This is a genomic window from Stenotrophomonas sp. G4 (assembly GCF_003428825.1).
Classification (GTDB): Bacteria; Pseudomonadota; Gammaproteobacteria; order Xanthomonadales; family Xanthomonadaceae; genus Stenotrophomonas; species Stenotrophomonas indicatrix.
Genome location: NZ_CP031741.1, coordinates 3,065,056 through 3,084,190, shown reverse-complemented (window position 1 = coordinate 3,084,190; position 19,135 = coordinate 3,065,056). Strand labels below are relative to the sequence as shown.

At 65.4% G+C, this 19,135-nt stretch carries 17 protein-coding genes and 1 tRNA gene; 14 read left to right on the top strand and 4 right to left on the bottom strand.

Going from position 1 to position 19,135, the window contains the following annotated elements:
- Nucleotides 1–105 precede the first annotated feature (105 nt).
- A complete protein-coding gene (accD, locus tag D0Y85_RS14355) occupies nt 106–981 on the top strand; it encodes an acetyl-CoA carboxylase, carboxyltransferase subunit beta (protein WP_117310926.1) in 876 nt (291 codons plus the stop codon).
- On the top strand, nt 981–2,345 hold the full coding sequence (glmM, locus tag D0Y85_RS14350; RefSeq protein ID WP_117310925.1) for a phosphoglucosamine mutase: 1,365 nt from the start codon (nt 981–983) through the stop codon (nt 2,343–2,345). Before accD ends, glmM begins: the two co-directional genes overlap by 1 nt.
- A 72-nt stretch (nt 2,346–2,417) precedes the next feature.
- Here the strand turns inward: glmM and galE are convergent, their stop codons facing one another.
- The 4 genes from galE to D0Y85_RS14330 all read right to left on the bottom strand — a co-directional run bounded on the left by galE (nt 2,418) and on the right by D0Y85_RS14330 (nt 7,389).
- Nucleotides 2,418–3,425, bottom strand: a complete 1,008-nt coding sequence (gene galE, locus D0Y85_RS14345; RefSeq protein WP_117310924.1) for a UDP-glucose 4-epimerase GalE — start codon at nt 3,423–3,425, stop codon at nt 2,418–2,420.
- A 70-nt stretch (nt 3,426–3,495) separates the two neighbouring features.
- Nucleotides 3,496–4,353 carry a polysaccharide deacetylase family protein gene (locus D0Y85_RS14340; protein WP_117310923.1) on the bottom strand — a complete coding sequence of 286 codons (858 nt, stop codon included), beginning with the start codon at nt 4,351–4,353 and terminating at the stop codon, nt 3,496–3,498.
- Entirely contained in the window at nt 4,346–5,485 is a 1,140-nt protein-coding gene (locus D0Y85_RS14335; protein ID WP_117310922.1) for a glycosyltransferase family 4 protein, read from the bottom strand. Before D0Y85_RS14335 ends, D0Y85_RS14340 begins: the two co-directional genes overlap by 8 nt.
- A gap of 20 nt (nt 5,486–5,505) precedes the next feature.
- The gene (locus D0Y85_RS14330) at nt 5,506–7,389 is read right to left on the bottom strand and encodes a DUF3413 domain-containing protein (RefSeq protein ID WP_117310921.1); all 1,884 of its coding nucleotides are present in this window, start codon (nt 7,387–7,389) and stop codon (nt 5,506–5,508) included.
- A 150-nt stretch (nt 7,390–7,539) separates the two neighbouring features.
- Between D0Y85_RS14330 and D0Y85_RS14325 the strand changes: the two genes are divergently transcribed.
- The 12 genes from D0Y85_RS14325 (at nt 7,540) to nuoH (ending at nt 19,132) form a co-directional block, all read left to right on the top strand.
- The gene (locus D0Y85_RS14325) at nt 7,540–8,517 is read left to right on the top strand and encodes a 2-oxoglutarate and iron-dependent oxygenase domain-containing protein (RefSeq protein WP_117310920.1); all 978 of its coding nucleotides are present in this window, start codon (nt 7,540–7,542) and stop codon (nt 8,515–8,517) included.
- Nucleotides 8,518–9,362: 845 nt separating this feature from the next.
- Nucleotides 9,363–10,118 (top strand): triose-phosphate isomerase, encoded by a 756-nt coding sequence (gene tpiA, locus D0Y85_RS14320; RefSeq protein WP_117310919.1) that lies wholly within the window; start codon nt 9,363–9,365, stop codon nt 10,116–10,118.
- Between the two features lie 50 nt (nt 10,119–10,168).
- Nucleotides 10,169–10,606: a preprotein translocase subunit SecG gene (secG, locus tag D0Y85_RS14315; protein ID WP_025876192.1), complete on the top strand. Its 438-nt coding sequence runs from the start codon at nt 10,169–10,171 to the stop codon at nt 10,604–10,606.
- Nucleotides 10,607–10,657: 51 nt separating this feature from the next.
- Nucleotides 10,658–10,742, top strand: a tRNA-Leu gene (locus D0Y85_RS14310).
- A 112-nt stretch (nt 10,743–10,854) separates the two neighbouring features.
- Nucleotides 10,855–11,211, top strand: coding sequence for an NADH-quinone oxidoreductase subunit A (locus D0Y85_RS14305; RefSeq protein WP_005414075.1), 357 nt, complete (start codon nt 10,855–10,857; stop codon nt 11,209–11,211).
- On the top strand, nt 11,202–11,756 hold the full coding sequence (locus D0Y85_RS14300; protein WP_025876198.1) for an NADH-quinone oxidoreductase subunit B: 555 nt from the start codon (nt 11,202–11,204) through the stop codon (nt 11,754–11,756). The genes D0Y85_RS14305 and D0Y85_RS14300 overlap by 10 nt, the downstream gene beginning before the upstream one ends.
- 33 nt (nt 11,757–11,789) lie before the next feature.
- Nucleotides 11,790–12,536: an NADH-quinone oxidoreductase subunit C gene (locus D0Y85_RS14295; protein ID WP_117310918.1), complete on the top strand. Its 747-nt coding sequence runs from the start codon at nt 11,790–11,792 to the stop codon at nt 12,534–12,536.
- Entirely contained in the window at nt 12,533–13,840 is a 1,308-nt protein-coding gene (locus D0Y85_RS14290; RefSeq protein WP_049465988.1) for an NADH-quinone oxidoreductase subunit D, read from the top strand. Before D0Y85_RS14295 ends, D0Y85_RS14290 begins: the two co-directional genes overlap by 4 nt.
- A 97-nt stretch (nt 13,841–13,937) precedes the next feature.
- Entirely contained in the window at nt 13,938–14,465 is a 528-nt protein-coding gene (gene nuoE / locus D0Y85_RS14285) for an NADH-quinone oxidoreductase subunit NuoE (protein ID WP_117310917.1), read from the top strand.
- Nucleotides 14,466–14,469: 4 nt separating this feature from the next.
- Nucleotides 14,470–15,810, top strand: a complete 1,341-nt coding sequence (nuoF, locus tag D0Y85_RS14280) for an NADH-quinone oxidoreductase subunit NuoF (RefSeq protein WP_025876206.1) — start codon at nt 14,470–14,472, stop codon at nt 15,808–15,810.
- Nucleotides 15,807–18,041, top strand: a complete 2,235-nt coding sequence (gene nuoG, locus D0Y85_RS14275; protein ID WP_117310916.1) for an NADH-quinone oxidoreductase subunit NuoG — start codon at nt 15,807–15,809, stop codon at nt 18,039–18,041. The genes nuoF and nuoG overlap by 4 nt, the downstream gene beginning before the upstream one ends.
- On the top strand, nt 18,038–19,132 hold the full coding sequence (gene nuoH, locus D0Y85_RS14270; RefSeq protein ID WP_093820604.1) for an NADH-quinone oxidoreductase subunit NuoH: 1,095 nt from the start codon (nt 18,038–18,040) through the stop codon (nt 19,130–19,132). Before nuoG ends, nuoH begins: the two co-directional genes overlap by 4 nt.
- Nucleotides 19,133–19,135: the final 3 nt, after the last annotated feature.

Genomic DNA, 19,135 nt, shown 5'->3' with positions numbered 1-19,135 from the left:
CCAGCGCGCCGAAGGCCGGGCAGGGGGTGCACGGGCGGGGAAAGCGGAGCTAGACTGTCCGCCTTTGCGGCCCCCGGGCCGCCCTGAACGGAAGTGTCCTCCCGCATGAGTTGGCTCAGCAAGTTGATGCCGTCTGGCATCCGCACCGACAACACCCCCAGCAAGAAGCGCAGCGTCCCCGAGGGCCTGTGGGAAAAGTGCAGCAACTGCGGCAGTGCGTTGTACCGTCCGGAGCTGGAAGAGAATCTGGAGGTCTGCCCGAAGTGCGGCCACCATATGGCCATCCGCGCCCGCGCGCGTCTGGCTGCGCTGTTCGACGCCGACAGCAGCACCGAGATCGCTGCCCGCCTGGGGCCGACCGACCTGCTGAAGTTCAAGGACCAGAAGAAGTACAGCGAGCGCATCAAGATCGCGCAGAAGAACACCGGTGAGTACGACGCGCTGATCGCCATGCGCGGCCTGCTCAAGGGCCGCCCCCTGGTGGCCTCGTCCTTCGACTTCGCCTTCATGGGAGGCTCGATGGGCTCGGTGGTCGGCGAGCGCTTCGCCCTTGCCGCCGAGACCGCCGCCGAGATCGGCGCACCCTACGTGTGCTTCTCCGCCAGTGGCGGCGCGCGCATGCAGGAGGGCCTGTTCTCGCTGATGCAGATGGCCAAGACCTCGGCAGCGCTGGGCAGACTGCGTGAAGCCGGGCAGCCGTACATTTCGGTGCTGACCCACCCGACCACCGGCGGTGTGTCGGCATCGTTCGCGATGCTGGGTGACATCAACATCGCCGAACCGCATGCACTGATCGGCTTCGCCGGCCCGCGCGTCATTGAGCAGACCGTGCGCGAGAAGCTGCCGGAAGGGTTCCAGCGTTCGGAGTTCCTGCTCGAGCACGGGGCCATCGACCAGATCTGCGACCGTCGTGAGCTGCGCGACCGCCTGGCCGACCTGCTGGCGATGCTGCGCCGTGAGCCGGCACCGGAGGAGGCTTGATGGGGAGCCGCAAGTACTTCGGTACCGACGGCATCCGCGGCCGGGTCGGTCAAGGGCCGATCTCGGCTGATTTCGTGCTGCGCCTGGGCAACGCCCTGGGCCGTGTGCTGGTTGCCCAGCGTGGCCAGGAGGGGCGCCGTCCGATCGTGGTGATCGGCAAGGACACGCGGATCTCCGGCTACATGTTCGAAGCCGCGCTGGAAGCCGGGTTGGTCGCTGCGGGCGCTGACGTGCAGCTGCTCGGCCCGATGCCGACCCCGGCCGTTGCCTTCCTGACCCGTACCCTGGGCGTGGATGCGGGCATCGTCATCAGTGCTTCGCACAATCCGCATTACGACAACGGCATCAAGTTCTTCTCCGCCCAGGGCGAGAAGCTCGACGATGCAACCGAGCTGGCGCTGGAAGCCGCATTGGACGTGCCGTTCACCACGGCCGTTTCGGAGAAGCTCGGCAAGGCCTCGCGTGCACGCGAGGCCGTCGGCCGCTACATCGAGTTCTGCAAGTCCAGCGTGCCGCGCGCGTTCGATCTACGCGGTGTACGCCTGGTGCTCGACTGCGCGCATGGCGCCACCTACCAGATCGCGCCGCTGCTGTTCCGCGAACTGGGGGCAGAGGTCATCGGCATCGGTGCCGAACCCAATGGCGTCAACATCAACGACGGCGTCGGGTCCACCCACATCGACAACCTCGCTGCCAAGGTGCGCGAGACCCGCGCCGACCTGGGCATCGCCTTCGACGGTGATGGTGACCGGGTGTTGATGGCTGATGACCGCGGCAACCCGGTCGACGGCGATGACCTGGTGTACATCCTGGCGCGCGCATGGCAGGCCGAAGGGCGCCTGCGCGGCCCGGTGGTCGGTACCTTGATGAGCAACTTCGGTCTGGAAAAGGCCCTGGCCGAACTGCAGATTCCGTTCCAGCGCAGCAACGTCGGCGACCGCTACGTGCATCAGGCACTGGTGGAGGGAGGCGGCGTGCTCGGCGGCGAAGCGTCCGGCCACCTGCTGTGCCTGGACCGGGCCACCACCGGCGACGGCATCGTCAGTGCCCTGCAGGTGCTGGTGGCGCTGAAGCAGCAGGGAAAGAACCTGCGCGATGCGCTGCAGCCGTTGTCCAAGGTGCCGCAGAAGACGGTCAACGTGCGCCTTGGCGATGTCTCGGCCAAGGCCACCGTGCAGGCCGAGAGCGTGCAGGCTGCGCTGCTCGAAGCGCAGCATGCGGTATCCGGCCGCGGGCGTGCCTTCCTGCGTCCTTCCGGCACCGAGCCGGTGGTGCGGGTCACGGTTGAGGCCGATGACGCGACGCTGATGCAGGACACCCTGGACCGGCTTTCGGCGGCGGTCAGGACAGCGGCTGCGGCCTGAGCCCCGTCGCTGGATCGAACCGACAACATGGCCGCCTGTGCGGCCATGTTGCTGTCTGCCGCAAGCAAGGCATCAGGCGCTGCGCGTCATTTCCGTCTGCCATTTCCAGGTGTCGCGGCACATGTCCGCCAGGCCATGGCGCGCGGTCCACCCCAGCTCGCGCAGGGCCAGCGACGGGTCGGCAAAACTCACCGCGATGTCGCCGCTACGGCGACCGGTGATCCGGAACGGGATCGGCCGGCCGACGGTCTGCTCGAAGGCCTTGATCAGTTCCAGCACGCTGTGGCCCTGGCCGGTGCCCAGGTTCAGGGTGATGCTGCGGCGCTTGTCGCGCAGGTACTGCAGTGCCAGCACATGGGCCCGCGCCACATCCTGCACATGGATGTAGTCGCGTACGCCGGTACCGTCACAGGTCGGATAGTCATCACCAAAGACCTGCACTTCGGGCAGCAGGCCGGCGGCCACCTGGGCGATGTAGGGCATCAGGTTGCTGGGCGTTCCGTGCGGCAGCTCGCCGATCAGGGCGCTTGAATGCGCCCCCACCGGGTTGAAGTAGCGCAGCGTTGCCACATGCAGCGCCGTGTCGGCGCCGACCAGGTCGGAGAGCAGCTGCTCCACCACCAGCTTCGAACGGCCATAGGGCGTCATCGCGCAGGTAGAGGCCGTTTCGGCCACCGGGCAATGGTCCTGGTCGCCGTACACGGTTGCCGACGAGCTGAACACGAACGTGCCCACCCCGGCATCGCGCATGGCGCCGAGCAGGGCGAGGGTACCGTTGATGTTGTTGTCGAAGTAGTCCAGCGGCATCTGCCGCGATTCGCCAACCGACTTCAGTGCGGCAAAATGCAGTACCGCATCGATCGAATGCTCGCGCAGCACCGTGGTGATCCGCGCACGGTCGCGTACGTCGGCCTGTACGAACAGCGGCGCGATGCCGGTGATGTCGCCGATCCGGCCGATCACCCCGACGTCGCTGTTGCACAGCGAATCGACGATGACCACCACATGGCCCTGCTGCTGCAGCTCCACACAGGTGTGGGAGCCGATGAATCCAGCGCCGCCGGTAACCAGAACGTTCATTTCCTGTAGTCCTTCCACTCTGTTGGAGCTTCCTTGCCGAAGCTGTGTCAGCCCAGGGCTGGTGGCGCCATCACGGCCCCGGCACCATCTTCTTCTGCCGCGCCTTGAAGCCGTTGAACAGCGGTGCGATCAGCGGGTTGTAGCTCCACGCGATGCGCTTGCGCAGCCAGCTTGCCGGCCGGTTGCGGATGGCGAAGCGGTAGATGCGCTCGGGATCGCCGCCGACCACGTTGCGTCCGAACGGATGGGTGGTATGCAGGTAGCGGAACCCCTGCTCACGCGCCACTTCGATGTAGTCCTGGTCGAAATCGCCGTACGGCCAGCACAGGGTGTCGGACACTTCGCCCAGCTTCTCCAGCAGTACTTCCTTTGCCATCGACAGGTCGCCACTGATGCCGGCGCGGCGCTGGGCCCGATCCAGATCCTGGCGGCGCAGCCAGCGCGTATGGGTGTGGGTATGGCAGTGGATCTCGAAGGTGCCCGCCTCGATGGCCGCACGTGCTTCGCTCCAACGCATCATCACCTCATCGCTGCGGCCCTGCCTGTAGATAAGGTCTTCGCAGGCGCGATGCTCGGGTGTTTCCGGCAGCGTGGCACCGGCGATGCCGGCATGCGGGCGCACCGGTCCCTCGTGCATCCAGCCGGTCACCACGAACACCACCGCGTGCATGCCGTACTTCTGCAGGATCGGATGGGCGTAGACCCAGTTGTCCAGGTAACCATCATCGAAGGTGATGACGATCGACTTGCGCGGCACCGGCTTGCCGGCCAGGAAGCCGGCGTACTGGTCCAGCGTCAACGAGGTCCAGCCGGTGCGCGCCAGCCAGGCGATCTGGCTTTCGAAATTCTCCGGCGATACCGTGATCATGCCGGGCGAGTTGCTGACGTGATGATGCATCAGCACCGGTACGGTTCTGGCATTAGCCATGACCCAGCTCCTTCATCCATTGGTGGTAGTAGTGTTCGGTGGCTTCAGCGTGTCCTTCGGGGCTGAAACGCGTGGCACTGCGGATCCAGTCCCAGCCGGAACGTCCCATCTGCCGGCGGCGTTCGGGATCGTCCACCAGCAGCCGCAGCGCGCCGGTGAGGGCGGCACTGTCGCCAAGCCGGGTGAGGATGGCATTGCTGCCTTCCACCAGCATTTCAGGCACGCCCCCGACCCGATGCGACACGATCGGCAGGCCCGCCTGTGCCGCTTCCAGGAAGACCGTGCCCGAGGCTTCCTTGTGGGTGGCCAGAGCGAAGATGTCGAAGCCGGGCATCAGCTGGCTGGCATCGCTGCGGAAGCCCAGCAGATGGACCTGGCGCTGCAGATCGTGCTCGGCGCAGGTGGCCTGCAGGCGCTGCATCACTGCCTGGCCATCGCCGACCACCACCAGATGCAGGTGCGGGTTGGTTCTGCACAGCGGCACCATGGCCTGCAGCAGTTCGGCGTGGCCCTTGGGCTCGCGCAGCACTGCCACGCAGCCTACGACGATGTCCTGTTCCTCGAATCCGAGCTCGGCGCGCACGCGTGCGCGCGTCTCCTGCAACGCCTGCCAGGACGTCTCCTGCGTGGCGTCGGTTGGAGCAACTGCCATCGGCGGCACGATGCCGATGTGATCGGCGGGAATGCCACGGTCGGCCAGCAGTTGCTTGACGAAGTTGCTCACCGTGATGACCCGGTGGGGCAGGCCGGTATAGGTCAGCAATGAGTTCACCGGGCTCATCAGGTGTCGCGAGCGCACCACCAGCGGCGTACCGCCCAGGCGTGCGCCCGCGGCGGCAATCAATGCATCGCGACGGCTGGTGGTGTTGACCACGTCGTAGCGCTCGCGGCGGACCAGCCGTGACACCGACCAGATGCCGCGCAGCAGCCGGGCCATGCCACCCATGCGCAGCGTATGCACGGTGAAGCCATCATCGCGCGCGCGCGTGGCCAGGCGCGCATCCGGTTGGCACAGCAGGGCGACATGATGGCCGCGCGCGCGCATCACCTGCATGTGGCGGAAGATGTAGATCTCCTGCCCACCCATGCCTTTGGCGGCTTCGGTATGCAGGATGCGCAGCGGACGGTTCATGCGTGGATCGGTCCTTCGGATCAGCGGTTGCGGAAGCGGGTCAGCGCTTCCCATGCCGCGCGTATGCTGGCGGCGTCGGGGGCCTGTTGCGGCAACGGGCGATAGCGCGCATCGAGCGCGGTGGCGTTGCCGAATTTGTCGAACACGTAGATCGCCTCGCCATTGCGTACTGCGCGCTGCGACCAGCTTTCCACCACCAGCGCACGCTTGCCGGTCGGTGCAGCCAGCAGGTCGTGGCCGGTGCTGTAGTCGGTCAATGCGTTCTCGCAGCCCAGGCCGTGGCGCATCAGCGTCGGCACCCAGTCTTCGTGCGAACTGACCCGCGCGTCGTGGCCGCCACCCTGGCCGGGCCAATGCAGCACGAAGGGCACCTGCAGCTGGTGGTTGGAGAAGTTGCCGTTGTGGCCCCAGTAGTTCAGCTTGAGGTCGTTGAATTCCTCGGCGTGGTCACCGGTCACCAGCACGATCGTGTCCTGCTCCAGCCCCTGCGCGCGCAGGTCGTCCAGCAGCGATCCAATCAGGCTGTCGGCGTAATGCACCGCGGTGTGGTAGCGGTTCAACTCCGGTGTTGGGTCGTGCCCGGGGCCGAACTTGAGGAAATCGATGGCCCCGGCCATCGGCGTGGCGAGCGGCCGATAGCCGGCCGGCATGTGGTAGGGCGCGTGGGTGGAATCGAGGAACACGAAACCAAACCACGGGCGCTGCGCAGCCTGGCTGGCGCGGATGTCCTTCTGCAGTCCAGCGACGATGGCGGCATCGCGGCCATCGGAGGTCAGTTCGGACGGCCCCTGGTGCAGCTGGTCGCGGACATCGGCGAACGCGGTGCGATCAAACTCCGGGCTGTACAGCGGTGCGCTGCCATACAGATGCAGGTCATAGCCCTGCTGTCCCAGCACCTTGAACAACTGCGAGCCGCGCTGCTCGTCGAGCATGCTCGGCCAATAGCCACCCGGCAGGCCGTAAAGCAGCCCGAACAGACCATAGCGGGTGGCGTTGCCGGTGCTGAAATGATGTTCGTACACCCGCGAGGAACGGGCCAGTTGCGACACGTTGGGCATGAACTGCGCGGTGAGCACGTCATGGCGCAACGACTCCAGTACCACCATCAGCACGTTCGGCCGCTGGTGGCTCTGGCAGCGCAGGGGCTGCAACGGATAGTTCAGCTGGGCATGGCGCGGATCGGGCAGGCCGACCTGCTGCTGGCTGACCACGCCGAAGCGACGCATCGCGCTCTTGGCGGTGATCGGCTGCGCCCATGGCAGGTAGTTCCATTGGCTGATCACTGCGCGCTCGCCGAGCGCGTCGTAGTAGGCAGTGGCGACCTGGCCGCCGCCCATCAGCAGGGCAACCACCGCCCAGGCCTGCAGTACCCGCCGCCGCCGTGGCGCTGCGGGCAGCAGCTTCCAGCACGCCCAGGCCAGCAGGCCCTGCGCGGCGAAGATCGCCGACACCAGAGCCGCCACCTGCAGCCAGGTCTTCCAGGACAGGCTGACCTGATCCTGCAGGGCGCCGCCGAACACCATGTTGGCGACCATCGCGTTGAGGTGGAAGCGATACAGCGCGAAGACCTTGGCATCCACCAGCAGCAGGCACAGCCACAGGCCCTGGCAGATCACCGCCGAGACGCTCAACGCGCGCGCGCTGCGCGGCCACAGGCCGATGGCCAACGGCAGCAGACCGGCCAGTGCGCCGAACGCGAGCAGGTGGCCGGGCAGGGCAATGGCCAGATAGGCCAGGCCGAGGGTCCCCCCGGGGTTGTCGCGCAATGGCACGTTGCCCAACGCGATGAGCGCGGCAAGTACCGCGTTGGCCGCGATGAACAGGGACCACCAGGCCAGCCTGCGCCAGCGTCTGGCGGGCGCGGGTAGATCGGCGGCGGTGGGGGCGGGCAGGGCGGCGTGCATGGAGCGGCGGGTTCAAGTGGGCAGCGAGGGCGTTTCCCGGTGTGACGAAGTCGTTAAACCGCCCGGGTCGCGCATTGTATCGGTTTGTTTCAGTGTGTCGGTGGCATGCCTCGATCTATCTGTCACAATGTTCAGATCGGTCGCCATGAAATGGCGGGCCCATACCGACTCAACGACAAGCCAGGAACCGCTGTGAGCCAGATCCCCACCCTCGACATCACCCGTTTCGACAGTGACCGCGACGCCTTCGTGGCCGAGCTGGGGGCGGCGTACCGCCAGTGGGGATTCGCGGGCATCCGCAACCACGGCATCCCGCAGGCCGACATCGACGCGGCCTACGACGTCTTCAAGGCCTTCTTCGCACTGCCTGATGAGACCAAGCGCAAGTACCACGTGGCAGGCAGCGGCGGCGCCCGCGGCTATACCCCGTTCGGTGTGGAGACCGCCAAGGGCTCCCAGCACTTCGACCTGAAGGAGTTCTGGCACATCGGTCGCGAGATCGCCGACGACTCCAAGTACCGGGACGTGATGGCGCCGAACCTGTGGCCGTCCGAGGTCGAGGGCTTCCGCGAGCGCGGTTACGGGCTGTACCAGGCGTTGGACAACCTCGGTTCGCGCGTGCTTTCGGCGCTGGCCCTGCACATCGGCCTGCCGGAGCACTTCTTCGCCGACAAGACCAATTTCGGCAATTCGATCCTGCGCCCGATCCATTACCCGCCGATCACCACCGACGACATCCCGAACGTGCGCGCCGGTGCCCATGGCGACATCAACTTCATCACGCTGCTGGTCGGTGCCAGCGCGGCGGGCCTGGAAGTGCAGTCGCATGACGGGGACTGGGTGCCGTTCACCTCGGACGCGGACACCATCGTGGTCAACATCGGCGACATGCTGCAGCGCCTGACCAATCATGTGTATCCGTCGACCATCCACCGGGTGGTCAATCCCCCGGGCGAGCTGGCCCGCCAGCCGCGCTATTCGGTGCCGTTCTTCCTGCACCCGAACCCGGATTTCCTGATCGACGTGCTGCCTTCGTGCATTACCGAGAAGAACCCGAGCCGGTACCCGGAACCGATCACCGCGCACGGTTTCCTCGAAGAGCGCCTGCGCGAGATCAAGCTGAAGTAACAAGAAGGCCGCCGAAAGGCGGCCTTCTTGTTACGGGTAGCGCCGGGCCATGCCCGGCGAGCGCAGCGGAGGGTGTTCGGCAGGGTTGCACCCTGCACCCGCAGAGGCCAGAGCTAAAGCCAAGGCCAAGGCCAAGGCCAAGGCCAAGGCCAAAGCCAAAGCCAAAGCCAAAGCCAAAGCCAAAGCGGCTCTGGGTTTCTGTGGGTTGGGCGGGGCGGTGTGGGCTGGCAGGACACGCCGTAAACCCATCCCTGGGGGCTCGATGGCGCCATCCATGGCGCCAACGGTCCTGCCAGCCCACACCGCCCCGCCCCGACAATTTCCCGCGGCTGTTGGTAGGTGTCGACCTTGGTCGACACGATCTATCTATTTATCCACGCCATGCGTGGATGAGATCTGTCAGGTCTCGAAGCAGGGAGGGGTTGAAGCTCTGCTTTCGCTTTCGCTTTTGATCTTCTTTTTTCTTTCCGTGGCGGGCGGAACCGCCGGAATGTGTCAGGGGGCCGAGTGGGTGGGGCTGCGCAGGGGCGTGAGCCGCATGGATGCGGCGACCGGGCTTACAGGGGTGAGGGCGCTTTGCTTGCGAAGCACTGCTTCGCAGGCGCCCGAACGCACAGCCGCCAGCGGCTGGGCCGGGCCCCGGAGGGGGACTTGCAGCGACCCCTGCGCAGTCCCACCCGCCCGGCCAACCCCGCAAATCCACCCGGGGCTCTCCGCGACCAACCTAAACCCGCCACGAGGGGCTGCGTCGTTGGCTGAAAATCCATGTAACCGCTTACACGGAAACGGTTTTTTGCCGCAGCAGGTATCATGGGCGGCTGAGTTCACACAGGAGCCACCCGCGCATGCGCCGCAAGATCGTCGCTGGAAACTGGAAGCTGCACGGCAGCCGTCAATTCGCCACCGAACTGCTGGGGCAGGTCGCTGCCGGGCTGCCCAGGAGCGGGGTGGAGGTGGTCATCCTGCCGCCGATGCCCTACCTGGGTGAGCTGGTCGAAGACTTCGGCAGCACCGGCCTGGCCTTTGGCGCACAGGACGTCAGCAGCAACGAGAAGGGTGCCTACACTGGTGAGGTCTGTGCGGCCATGCTGCACGAGGTCGGTGCCCGCTATGGCCTGGTCGGCCACTCCGAGCGCCGCCAGTACCACCATGAGAGCAGCGAGCTGGTCGCGCGCAAGTTCGCCGCCGCCCTGCATGCCGGCCTGGTGCCGGTGCTGTGCGTCGGTGAAACCCTCGAGCAGCGCGAGGCCGGGCAGACCGAGGCGGTCATCGCCAGCCAGCTTGCCCCGGTGCTCGAGCTTGTCGGGGCCGAAGGCTTCGCCAACGCCGTGGTCGCCTACGAGCCGGTCTGGGCGATCGGAACCGGCCGCACCGCAACCAAGGAGCAGGCGCAGCAGGTGCACGCGTTCATTCGTGGCGAAGTCGCGCGCATCGATGCTAGAATTGCTGATTCACTGCCCATTGTTTACGGCGGTAGCGTGAAGCCCGACAATGCCGGGGAACTGTTCGCGCAGCCGGATGTCGATGGTGGGCTGGTTGGTGGTGCCTCCCTGGTGGCCGCCGACTTCCTGGCCATCGCAGAGGCGGCGGCAAACAATTAGTTACGGTTGCCGGCCAGTCGCCGGCACTCTAGTCCGAGGGCGGATTTCCAATGCTGATGTTGATCCTCAATGTCGTCTACGTGCTGGTTGCCGTAGCCATGGTCGCGCTGATCCTGATGCAGCGTGGCTCGGGTGCGGCGGCAGGTTCGGGCTTTGGCGCTGGCGCCTCGGGGACGGTGTTCGGTGCGCGTGGTGCGTCCAACTTCCTGTCCAAGTCGACCAAGTGGCTGGCCGTGGTGTTCTTCGGCATCAGCCTCTTCATGGCCTGGTACGCCGGCCATGGCAACCGCCCGGCCGCCGATCAGGATCTGGGTCTGATGTCCGCCCCGGCGGCCAGCGCTCCGGCCGCTCCGGCGGGCGAATTGCCGGCCGTTCCGAAGGCCGATGCGGTCCCGGCCGCCCCGGTTCCGGCCGCAACTGTGCCGGCTCAGGCGGAATCTTCGGTTTCTGGTGAAGAAAAGCCTTCGGAAGGCTCCCAGAAAGACTGAAGCCGGTTACAATACGCGGCGCATCGGGAAGATAGTCTGATGTGATCGTTTGCCCAGGTGGCGGAATTGGTAGACGCACTACCTTGAGGTGGTAGCGACTTAGGTCGTAGGGGTTCGAGTCCCCTCTTGGGCACCATTTAGTAAGTAAAGCGGGTTGGTCTGGCGCGCAAGGCGCCAGGCAGCTTCCCGTCCACTCCCCCATGCCAAAGCGCCTGCAGGCGCAGCGGCAGAGGCAAGAGAGAATCGCTGTGCTGGCCGAATATTTGCCGTCTCTGCTGTTTCTGATCGTTGCCACCGGTATCGGCATTACGCTGATGCTGGTTGGTCGATTCCTCGGTCCCCGCCGCCCCGATCTGGAAAAGCTGTCGCCGTACGAGTGCGGCTTCGAAGCCTTCGAAGACGCGCGTATGAAGTTCGACGTGCGCTACTACCTGATCGCGATCCAGTTCATCGTCTTCGACCTGGAAATCATCTTCATCGTGCCGTGGACGCAGGTCTTCATGGAGCTTGGCGCGCGTTCGCTCGTCACCATGGGTCTGTTCGTCGGCATGCTGTTCCTCGGTTTCATCTATGTCTGGAAGAAGGGAGCGCTGGAATGGGAGTGATTCAGACTCTCGATGGCCTGATGACCAATCCTGTCCCGGAAGGGCGGGTTGACGACATCCTGCGGCCGGAAGGCGACAACCCGCTGCTGGAAAAGGGCTTTGTCACCACCAGCGTCGATGCGCTGCTGAACTGGGCACGCACCGGCTCGATGTGGCCCATGACCTTCGGCCTGGCCTGCTGTGCGGTCGAAATGATGCACGCAGGTGCAGCGCGCCTGGACCTTGACCGCTACGGCGTGGTGTTCCGCCCGTCGCCGCGCCAGTCCGACGTGATGATCGTCGCCGGCACCCTGGTCAACAAGATGGCCCCGGCGCTGCGCAAGGTCTATGACCAGATGCCCGACCCCAAGTGGGTGATCTCCATGGGCAGCTGCGCCAATGGCGGTGGTTACTACCACTACTCCTATTCTGTGGTGCGCGGCTGTGATCGCGTGGTGCCGGTGGACGTCTACGTCCCGGGCTGCCCGCCGACCGCCGAGGCGCTGGTGTACGGGATCCTGCAGCTGCAGAAGAAGATCTGGCGTACACAGACCATCGCCCGCTGACCCCTTCACCTGACAAGAGCGCGCCAAGCCCCCATGGCAGAGCAAGCATCCTTCATCGACCGACTCTCCGCACGTTTCGCTGGTGCGAAGGTCATCGTGGTCGAACCCCGCGGCGAAGTGACGCTGGAAGTGCCTGCCGCTGAGTGGCACGCCACCGCCCTCGTGCTGCGTGACGAGTTTGGTTTCGAGCAGGCCGTGGACCTCTGCGGCGTCGATTACCTCGGTTATGGCTCCGACGAGTGGGACACCGCCGACGTGTCCTCGCAGGGCTTCAGCCGCGGTGTCGAGGGCAAGGCCCAGGGCCGCTTCGCCTGGGGCGAATTCCCCAGCGAAGAGAGCGCCGACGGTGCCCGTCCGCAGCACATGCCGGCCCAGCGTTTTGCCGTGGTCGCACAGCTGCGTTCGTACCAGCACAACCTGATGATGCACCTGCGCTGCTTCGCGCCTGACGAAGCGCTGCCGGTGGTGTCCTCGCTGACCAGCATCTGGCCGGGCCTGAACTGGTTCGAGCGCGAAGCGTTCGATCTGTATGGCGTGATCTTCGAAGGCCACCCGGACCTGCGCCGGATCCTGACCGACTACGGTTTCGTCGGCCATCCGTTCCGCAAGGACTTCCCGCTGATCGGCAACGTCGAAGTCCGCTACGACGAAGAAAAGAAGCGTGTCATCTACGAACCGGTCACCTCGGTGGAGCCGCGCGTCGGCGTGCCGCGCGTGATCCGCGACGACGCCCGCCTGCAGACCGCTGCCGGCGAGCGCTCGCAGGAGGCAGTGAAGTGAGTCACGTACACCAGGCCGGCGAAGCATTCGCCAGCAACGCTGCCGAAAGCCGGCAGGAAATCCGCAACTACACCATGAACTTCGGCCCGCAGCATCCGGCCGCGCACGGTGTGCTGCGCCTGATCCTGGAGATGGACGGCGAGACCATCATGCGTGCCGACCCGCACGTGGGTCTGCTGCACCGGGGCACCGAGAAGCTGGCCGAATCCAAGCCCTTCAACCAGTCGATCGGCTACATGGATCGCCTGGATTACGTGTCGATGATGTGCAACGAGCACGCCTACGTTCGCTCGATCGAGACCCTGATGGGCATCGAGGCGCCGGAGCGTGCGCAGTACATCCGCACGATGTTCGACGAGATCACCCGCATCCTGAACCACCTGATGTGGCTGGGTTCCAACGCGCTCGACCTGGGTGCGATGGCGGTGATGCTGTACGCCTTCCGCGAGCGCGAAGAGCTGATGGACTGCTACGAAGCAGTCTCCGGCGCGCGCATGCACGCGGCGTACTACCGTCCGGGCGGTGTCTACCGCGACCTGCCGGACCACATGCCGAAGTACAAGGAATCGCGCTGGCACAAGGGCAAGGCCCTGAAGAACCTCAATGCCTCGCGCGAAGGTTCGCTGCTGGACTTCCTGGAGAACTTCACCAATGAGTTCCCGGGCCGTGTCGACGAATACGAGACCCTGCTGACCGACAACCGTATCTGGAAGCAGCGTACCGTCGGCATCGGCGTGGTCACCCCGGAGCTGGCCCACCAGTGGGGCATGACCGGCGTGATGCTGCGTGGCTCGGGCGTCGCCTGGGATCTGCGCAAGAAGCGCCCCTATGCGAAGTACGATGCCGTCGATTTCGACATCCCGCTGGGCAAGGAAGGCGATTGCTACGATCGCTACCTGTGCCGCGTTGCCGAAATGCGTCAGTCCAACCGCATCATCAAGCAGTGCGTTGCGTGGCTGAAGGCCAACCCTGGCCCGGTCATGGTCAAGAACTTCAAGGTCGCTCCGCCCAAGCGCGAGGACATGAAGGACGACATGGAAGCGCTGATCCATCACTTCAAGCTGTTCAGTGAAGGCTATTGCGTGCCGGCCGGCGAGACCTACGCCGCGGTTGAAGCGCCCAAGGGCGAATTCGGCTGCTACCTGGTTTCCGACGGCGCCAACAAGCCGTTCCGCGTACACCTTCGTGCGCCGGGCTTTGCCCACCTGTCCTCGATCGATTCGATCGTGCGCGGCCACATGCTGGCTGACGTGGTGGCGATGATCGGTACCTACGATCTGGTGTTCGGCGAGGTTGACCGGTAATGCCGTCCGCCAGGCCAACACCCGCTGCAGGCAGCCGGCGCAAGCCGGCGCCGCAGTATCTGCAATTTCACGTTATGCATTTCGCTGAGGTCGGCCGATGAAGGCGACAGGTAATTTCGAGGCGGCGCGCGACGTCGACCCGATGGTGGTGTTGAGCGACAAAACCCGTGCTCACATCGATCACTGGCTGTCCAAGTTCCCGCCGGACCGCAAGCGCTCTGCCGTGCTGCAGGGTCTGCATGCTGCCCAGGAGCAGAACCAGGGCTGGCTGACCGACGAGCTGATCGCCGGTGTGGCCAAGTACCTGGACCTGCCGCCGGTGTGGGCCTACGAGGTTGCCAGCTTCTACTCGATGTTCGAGACCGAGAAGGTGGGCCGCAACAACGTGGCCATCTGCACGAACATCAGCTGCTGGCTCAATGGCGCCGAAGACATCGTGCGCCATTGCGAGAAGAAGCTGGGCATCAAGAACGGTCAGTCGACCGCTGACGGCCGCATCTACCTCAAGCGCGAGGAAGAGTGCCTGGCCGGCTGCGCGGGTGCACCGATGATGGTCATCAATGGTCACTACCATGAGCGTCTGACCCTGGAAAAGGTCGACGAGCTTCTGGACGGGCTGGAGTAAGGGCATGGCACATCACCACGAATCCAAGGGTCCTGTCGGCCCCGCGCCGCTGCCGCACCAGGTGGTCTACACCACCCTGCATTACGACACCCCGTGGTCGTACGAAAGCTATCTGAAGACCGGTGGCTACGCTGCCCTGCGCAAGATCCTCGAAGAGAAGATCCCGCCGGAGCAGGTCATCGAGATGGTCAAGGCCTCGGGCCTGCGCGGCCGTGGCGGCGCCGGTTTCCCGACCGGCCTGAAGTGGTCCTTCATGCCCAAGGGCAACGTGCAGAAGTACATCCTCTGCAACTCGGACGAATCCGAGCCGGGCACCTGCAAGGATCGCGACATCCTGCGCTACAACCCGCATTCGGTGGTCGAAGGCATGGCGATCGCCTGCTACGCCACCGGTTCGACCGTGGGCTACAACTACCTGCGCGGTGAATTCCACCACGAGCCGTTCGAGCACTTCGAGCAGGCCCTGGCCGATGCCTATGCAAACGGCTGGCTGGGCAAGAACGTGCTGGGCTCGGGCGTGGATATCGATATCTACGGCGCCCTGGGTGCCGGCGCCTACATCTGCGGCGAAGAAACCGCGCTGATGGAATCGCTGGAAGGCAAGAAGGGCCAGCCGCGCTACAAGCCGCCGTTCCCGGCCAATTTCGGCCTGTATGGCAAGCCGTCGACGATCAACAACACTGAAACCTATGGTTCGGTGCCGGCGATCATCCGCAATGGTCCGGAGTGGTTCAAGGGCCTGAGCCTGACCGCCAATGGCGGCCCGAAGTGCTTCTCGGTGTCCGGCTGCGTGCAGAAGGGCGGCAATTTCGAAGTGCCGCTGGGCACCACCTTCGACGATCTGCTGGAAATGGCCGGCGGCCTCAAGCCGGGTCGCAAGCTCAAGGGCGCGATCCCGGGCGGCGTGTCCATGCCGGTGCTGACCGCGGCCGAGCTGAAGGGTCTGCCGATGGACTACGACACCATCCGTGCACTGGGCTCCGGCCTGGGCTCCGGTGCGGTCGTGGTGCTGGATGACAGCGTCTGCTGCGTCAAGTTCGCCTGCCGCATCAGCCAGTTCTTCCACAAGGAATCCTGTGGCCAGTGCACCCCGTGCCGTGAAGGTACCGGCTGGATGCACCGCGTGCTGGAGCGCATCGTCGCCGGCAAGGCCACGATGGAAGACCTGCACCAGTTGAAGACCGTGGCCGGCCAGATCGAAGGCCATACCATCTGTGCGTTCGGCGAAGCGGCGGCATGGCCCATCCAGGGCTTCCTGCGCCAGTTCTGGGACGAATTCGAGTACTACATCGTCAACGGTCATTCGATGGTTGACGGCAAGAAGGTGGAGGCAGCCGCTGCATGAGCGCGCAACCCATAAATCCCAGCGTGCCACCGGACCACGTCACTATCGAGATCGATGGCAGGTCGCTGGTCGTGCCCAAGGGTTCGATGATCATCCAGGCCGCCGACAAGGCGGGCATTTCGATTCCGCGCTTCTGCTACCACGAGAAGCTGCCGATCGCTGCCAACTGCCGCATGTGCCTGGTGGATGTGGAAAAGTCGCCGAAGCCGGCACCGGCCTGCGCCACGCCGGTGATGGAAGGCATGAAGGTCGCCACCCGCAGTGAAAAGGCGCTGAAGTTCCAGCGCTCGGTGATGGAGTTCCTGCTGATCAACCACCCGCTGGATTGCCCGATCTGCGATCAGGGCGGCGAGTGCGAACTGCAGGACGTGTCGCTGGGCTACGGCCGTTCGGTCAGCCGCTTCAACGAGCGCAAGCGCGTGGTGGCCGACGAGGACATGGGCCCGCTGGTCGCCACCGAGATGACCCGCTGCATCCAGTGCACCCGCTGCGTCCGCTTCACCGCCGACGTTGCCGGTACCTATGAACTGGGTGGCATGTACCGCGGTGAAAACCTGCAGATCGGTACCTACGACGGCAAGCCGCTGACCACCGAGCTTTCGGGCAACGTCGTCGACGTGTGCCCGGTCGGCGCGCTGACCAACAAGGTGTTCCAGTTCCGCGCCCGTCCGTGGGAACTGACCGCGCGCGAATCGCTGGGCTACCACGACGCGATGGGTTCGAACCTGTTCCTGCACGTGCGTCGCGGCGAAGTGCTGCGCACCGTGCCGCGCGACAATGAAGCGGTGAACGAGTGCTGGCTGTCCGACCGTGACCGTTACTCGCACCAGGGCCTGTACAGCGAAGACCGTGCGGTCAAGCCGCTGCGCAAAGTCAATGGTGAGTGGAAGGAAGTGAGCTGGGCCGAAGGCCTGGCCGCGGCCGCCGAGATCCTCAAGGCCAACCAGGGCGACAACCTGGGCGTGCTGGTGCACCCGTCCACCTCGAACGAGGAAGGCGCGCTGCTGGCCCGCCTGGCCACCGGCCTGGGTTCGAGCAACATCGACCACCGCATCAACAACCGCGACTTCTCCGACGCCGCCACTGCCGAAGTGTTCGGCCTGCCGCTGGCCGAAATCGAAGGCGCCGACCGCATCGTCGTGCTGGGCAGCAACATCCGCCACGAACTGCCGCTGCTCCACGCCCGCCTGCGCAAGGCGCAGACCACCAAGGGCGCGAAGATCCACGTCGTCAATCCGGTGGACTTCGACTTCGCATTCAGCGTTGCCGGCAAGCAGATCGTGGCTCCGTCGAAGTTCGCCGATGCGCTGGCCAACGCCGAGCTGCGTTCGGCGGTGCAGGGCGGTACCAATACGGTGCTGATCGTCGGTGGCATCGCCGAGAATCATCCGCAGGCTGCCGCGATCCGCGCCGCTGCGCGTGATTTCGCCGCTGCCACCGGTGCCAAGCTGTGCCGCATCCCGCAGGGCGCCAATGCGATCGGCCTGACCCGCGCCGGCGTGCTGCCGGCCGGCAAGGACGTCGCTGCGATGCTGGCCGATCCGCGCAAGGCCTACGTGGTCTACGGCCTGGAACCGGGCCTGGACTTCGCCGATGCTCCGGCCGCGCGCAAGGCGCTGGTCGGCGCACAGGTGGTGGCCTTCAGCCAGTTCGCCTGCGCCTCGACCCGCGACGTTGCCGACGTGATCCTGCCGATCGGCGCGCTGCCGGAAATCGATGCCACCCTGACCAACCTCGACGGTCGCGAGCAGTCGGCGCGTGCCGGCGGTAAGCTGCCGGGCGAAGCCCGTGAAGGCTGGCGCGTGCTGCGTGCGCTCGGCGGTGAGCTGGCCGTGGCCGGTTTCGAGTTCACCGACCTGGCCGGCCTGCGCGCCAGCCTGGCACCGGTGGCGGTGCAGGTTTCCGCTTCCGCACAGCCGGTGCTGGCGGGCGAGGGCCTGGAAGTGGCCTCGACCGCTGCGATCTACCGCACCGATGCGGTGGTCCGTCGCGCCCCGGCGCTGCAGTCGCATCCGCTCAACAATGCCCCGCGCATCGTGCTCAACGCTGACGATGCCACCCGCCTGCAACTGCAGGAAGGGCAGATGGCCAAGGTCGGCACCGATGCCGGCAAGGCCACCCTGCCGGTGGTGGTCGACGCCCGCGTCGCTGCGGGTTCGGTCTGGATTGAATCGGGCCACGGCGCAACCGCGCCGCTGGGTGCCGCTCGTGTTTCGGTGGTGGCTGCATGAACGAATTGCTGATTAACGCGGTCGATCCGCTGCACCAGTGGCTGCTTGGCCTGGGTGACATCGGCGCGCTGATCTGGATCATCCTGAAGATCCTGGTGATCACCGTTCCGGTGATCGTCGCGGTGGCCTTCTACGTGGTCTGGGAACGCAAGCTGATCGGCTGGATGCACGTCCGCCACGGCCCGATGTACGTGGGCATGGGCATCTTCCAGGCCTTCGCCGACGTCTTCAAGCTGCTGTTCAAGGAAGTGGTCCAGCCGAGCAGCGCCAACAAGGCGATCTACCTGCTGGCACCGCTGATCACCCTGGCCCCGGCCTTCGCGGCCTGGGCGGTGGTGCCCTTCGATTCGCAGCTGGTGCTGTCCAACGCCAATGCCGGCCTGCTGTACCTGCTGGCGATGACCTCGCTGGGCATCTACGGCATCATCCTCGCCGGTTGGGCGTCCAACTCGAAGTATGCGTTCCTGGGTGCCATGCGCGCCTCGGCGCAGATGATCAGCTACGAAATCGCGATGGGTTTCGCCCTCGTCGGCGTGATGATCGCTTCGGGCAGCCTCAATCTCAGCAACATCGTGATGGCCCAGGCTGGCAACTCCGGTTTCTTCGACTGGTTCCTGCTGCCGCTGTTCCCGCTGTTCATCGTGTACTGGGTGTCCGGCGTTGCCGAGACCAACCGCGCGCCGTTCGACGTGGTGGAAGGCGAGTCGGAAATCGTCGCCGGCCACATGGTCGAGTATTCCGGCGGTGCGTTCGCCCTGTTCTTCCTGGCCGAATACGCGAACATGATCCTGATCAGCTTCCTGATCTCGATCTTCTTCCTCGGCGGCTGGCTGAGCCCGATCCAGGGCTGGGTCAACCCGGGCGAGATCTCGCCGTTCATCGACTGGATCTGGAAGGGCGGCTGGCCGTGGCTGTTCGTCAAGGTCTTCTTCTTCGCCAGTGCCTACATCTGGTTCCGTGCAAGCTTCCCGCGCTTCCGCTATGACCAGATCATGCGCCTGGGCTGGAAGGTCTTCATCCCGCTGACCATTCTCTGGATCGCGGTTACCGCCGTCATGGTGTTCTTCGGCGTGATTCAAAAGGGCGTGTAAGTG

Bases quoted from the DNA above. Each gene is read 5' to 3' on its own strand.
- D0Y85_RS14340 (WP_117310923.1), bottom strand. From the start codon at position 4,353: ATGGCTAATGCCAGAACCGTACCGGTGCTGATGCATCATCACGTCAGC.
- D0Y85_RS14325 (WP_117310920.1), top strand. From the start codon at position 7,540: ATGGCGGGCCCATACCGACTCAACGACAAGCCAGGAACCGCTGTGAGC.
- galE (WP_117310924.1), bottom strand. From the start codon at position 3,425: ATGAACGTTCTGGTTACCGGCGGCGCTGGATTCATCGGCTCCCACACC.
- secG (WP_025876192.1), top strand. From the start codon at position 10,169: ATGCTGATGTTGATCCTCAATGTCGTCTACGTGCTGGTTGCCGTAGCC.
- nuoH (WP_093820604.1), top strand. From the start codon at position 18,038: ATGAACGAATTGCTGATTAACGCGGTCGATCCGCTGCACCAGTGGCTG.
- D0Y85_RS14300 (WP_025876198.1), top strand. From the start codon at position 11,202: ATGGGAGTGATTCAGACTCTCGATGGCCTGATGACCAATCCTGTCCCG.
- nuoE (WP_117310917.1), top strand. From the start codon at position 13,938: ATGAAGGCGACAGGTAATTTCGAGGCGGCGCGCGACGTCGACCCGATG.
- D0Y85_RS14295 (WP_117310918.1), top strand. From the start codon at position 11,790: ATGGCAGAGCAAGCATCCTTCATCGACCGACTCTCCGCACGTTTCGCT.
- glmM (WP_117310925.1), top strand. From the start codon at position 981: ATGGGGAGCCGCAAGTACTTCGGTACCGACGGCATCCGCGGCCGGGTC.
- accD (WP_117310926.1), top strand. From the start codon at position 106: ATGAGTTGGCTCAGCAAGTTGATGCCGTCTGGCATCCGCACCGACAAC.
- nuoG (WP_117310916.1), top strand. From the start codon at position 15,807: ATGAGCGCGCAACCCATAAATCCCAGCGTGCCACCGGACCACGTCACT.
- D0Y85_RS14330 (WP_117310921.1), bottom strand. From the start codon at position 7,389: ATGCACGCCGCCCTGCCCGCCCCCACCGCCGCCGATCTACCCGCGCCC.
- tpiA (WP_117310919.1), top strand. From the start codon at position 9,363: ATGCGCCGCAAGATCGTCGCTGGAAACTGGAAGCTGCACGGCAGCCGT.
- nuoF (WP_025876206.1), top strand. From the start codon at position 14,470: ATGGCACATCACCACGAATCCAAGGGTCCTGTCGGCCCCGCGCCGCTG.
- D0Y85_RS14335 (WP_117310922.1), bottom strand. From the start codon at position 5,485: ATGAACCGTCCGCTGCGCATCCTGCATACCGAAGCCGCCAAAGGCATG.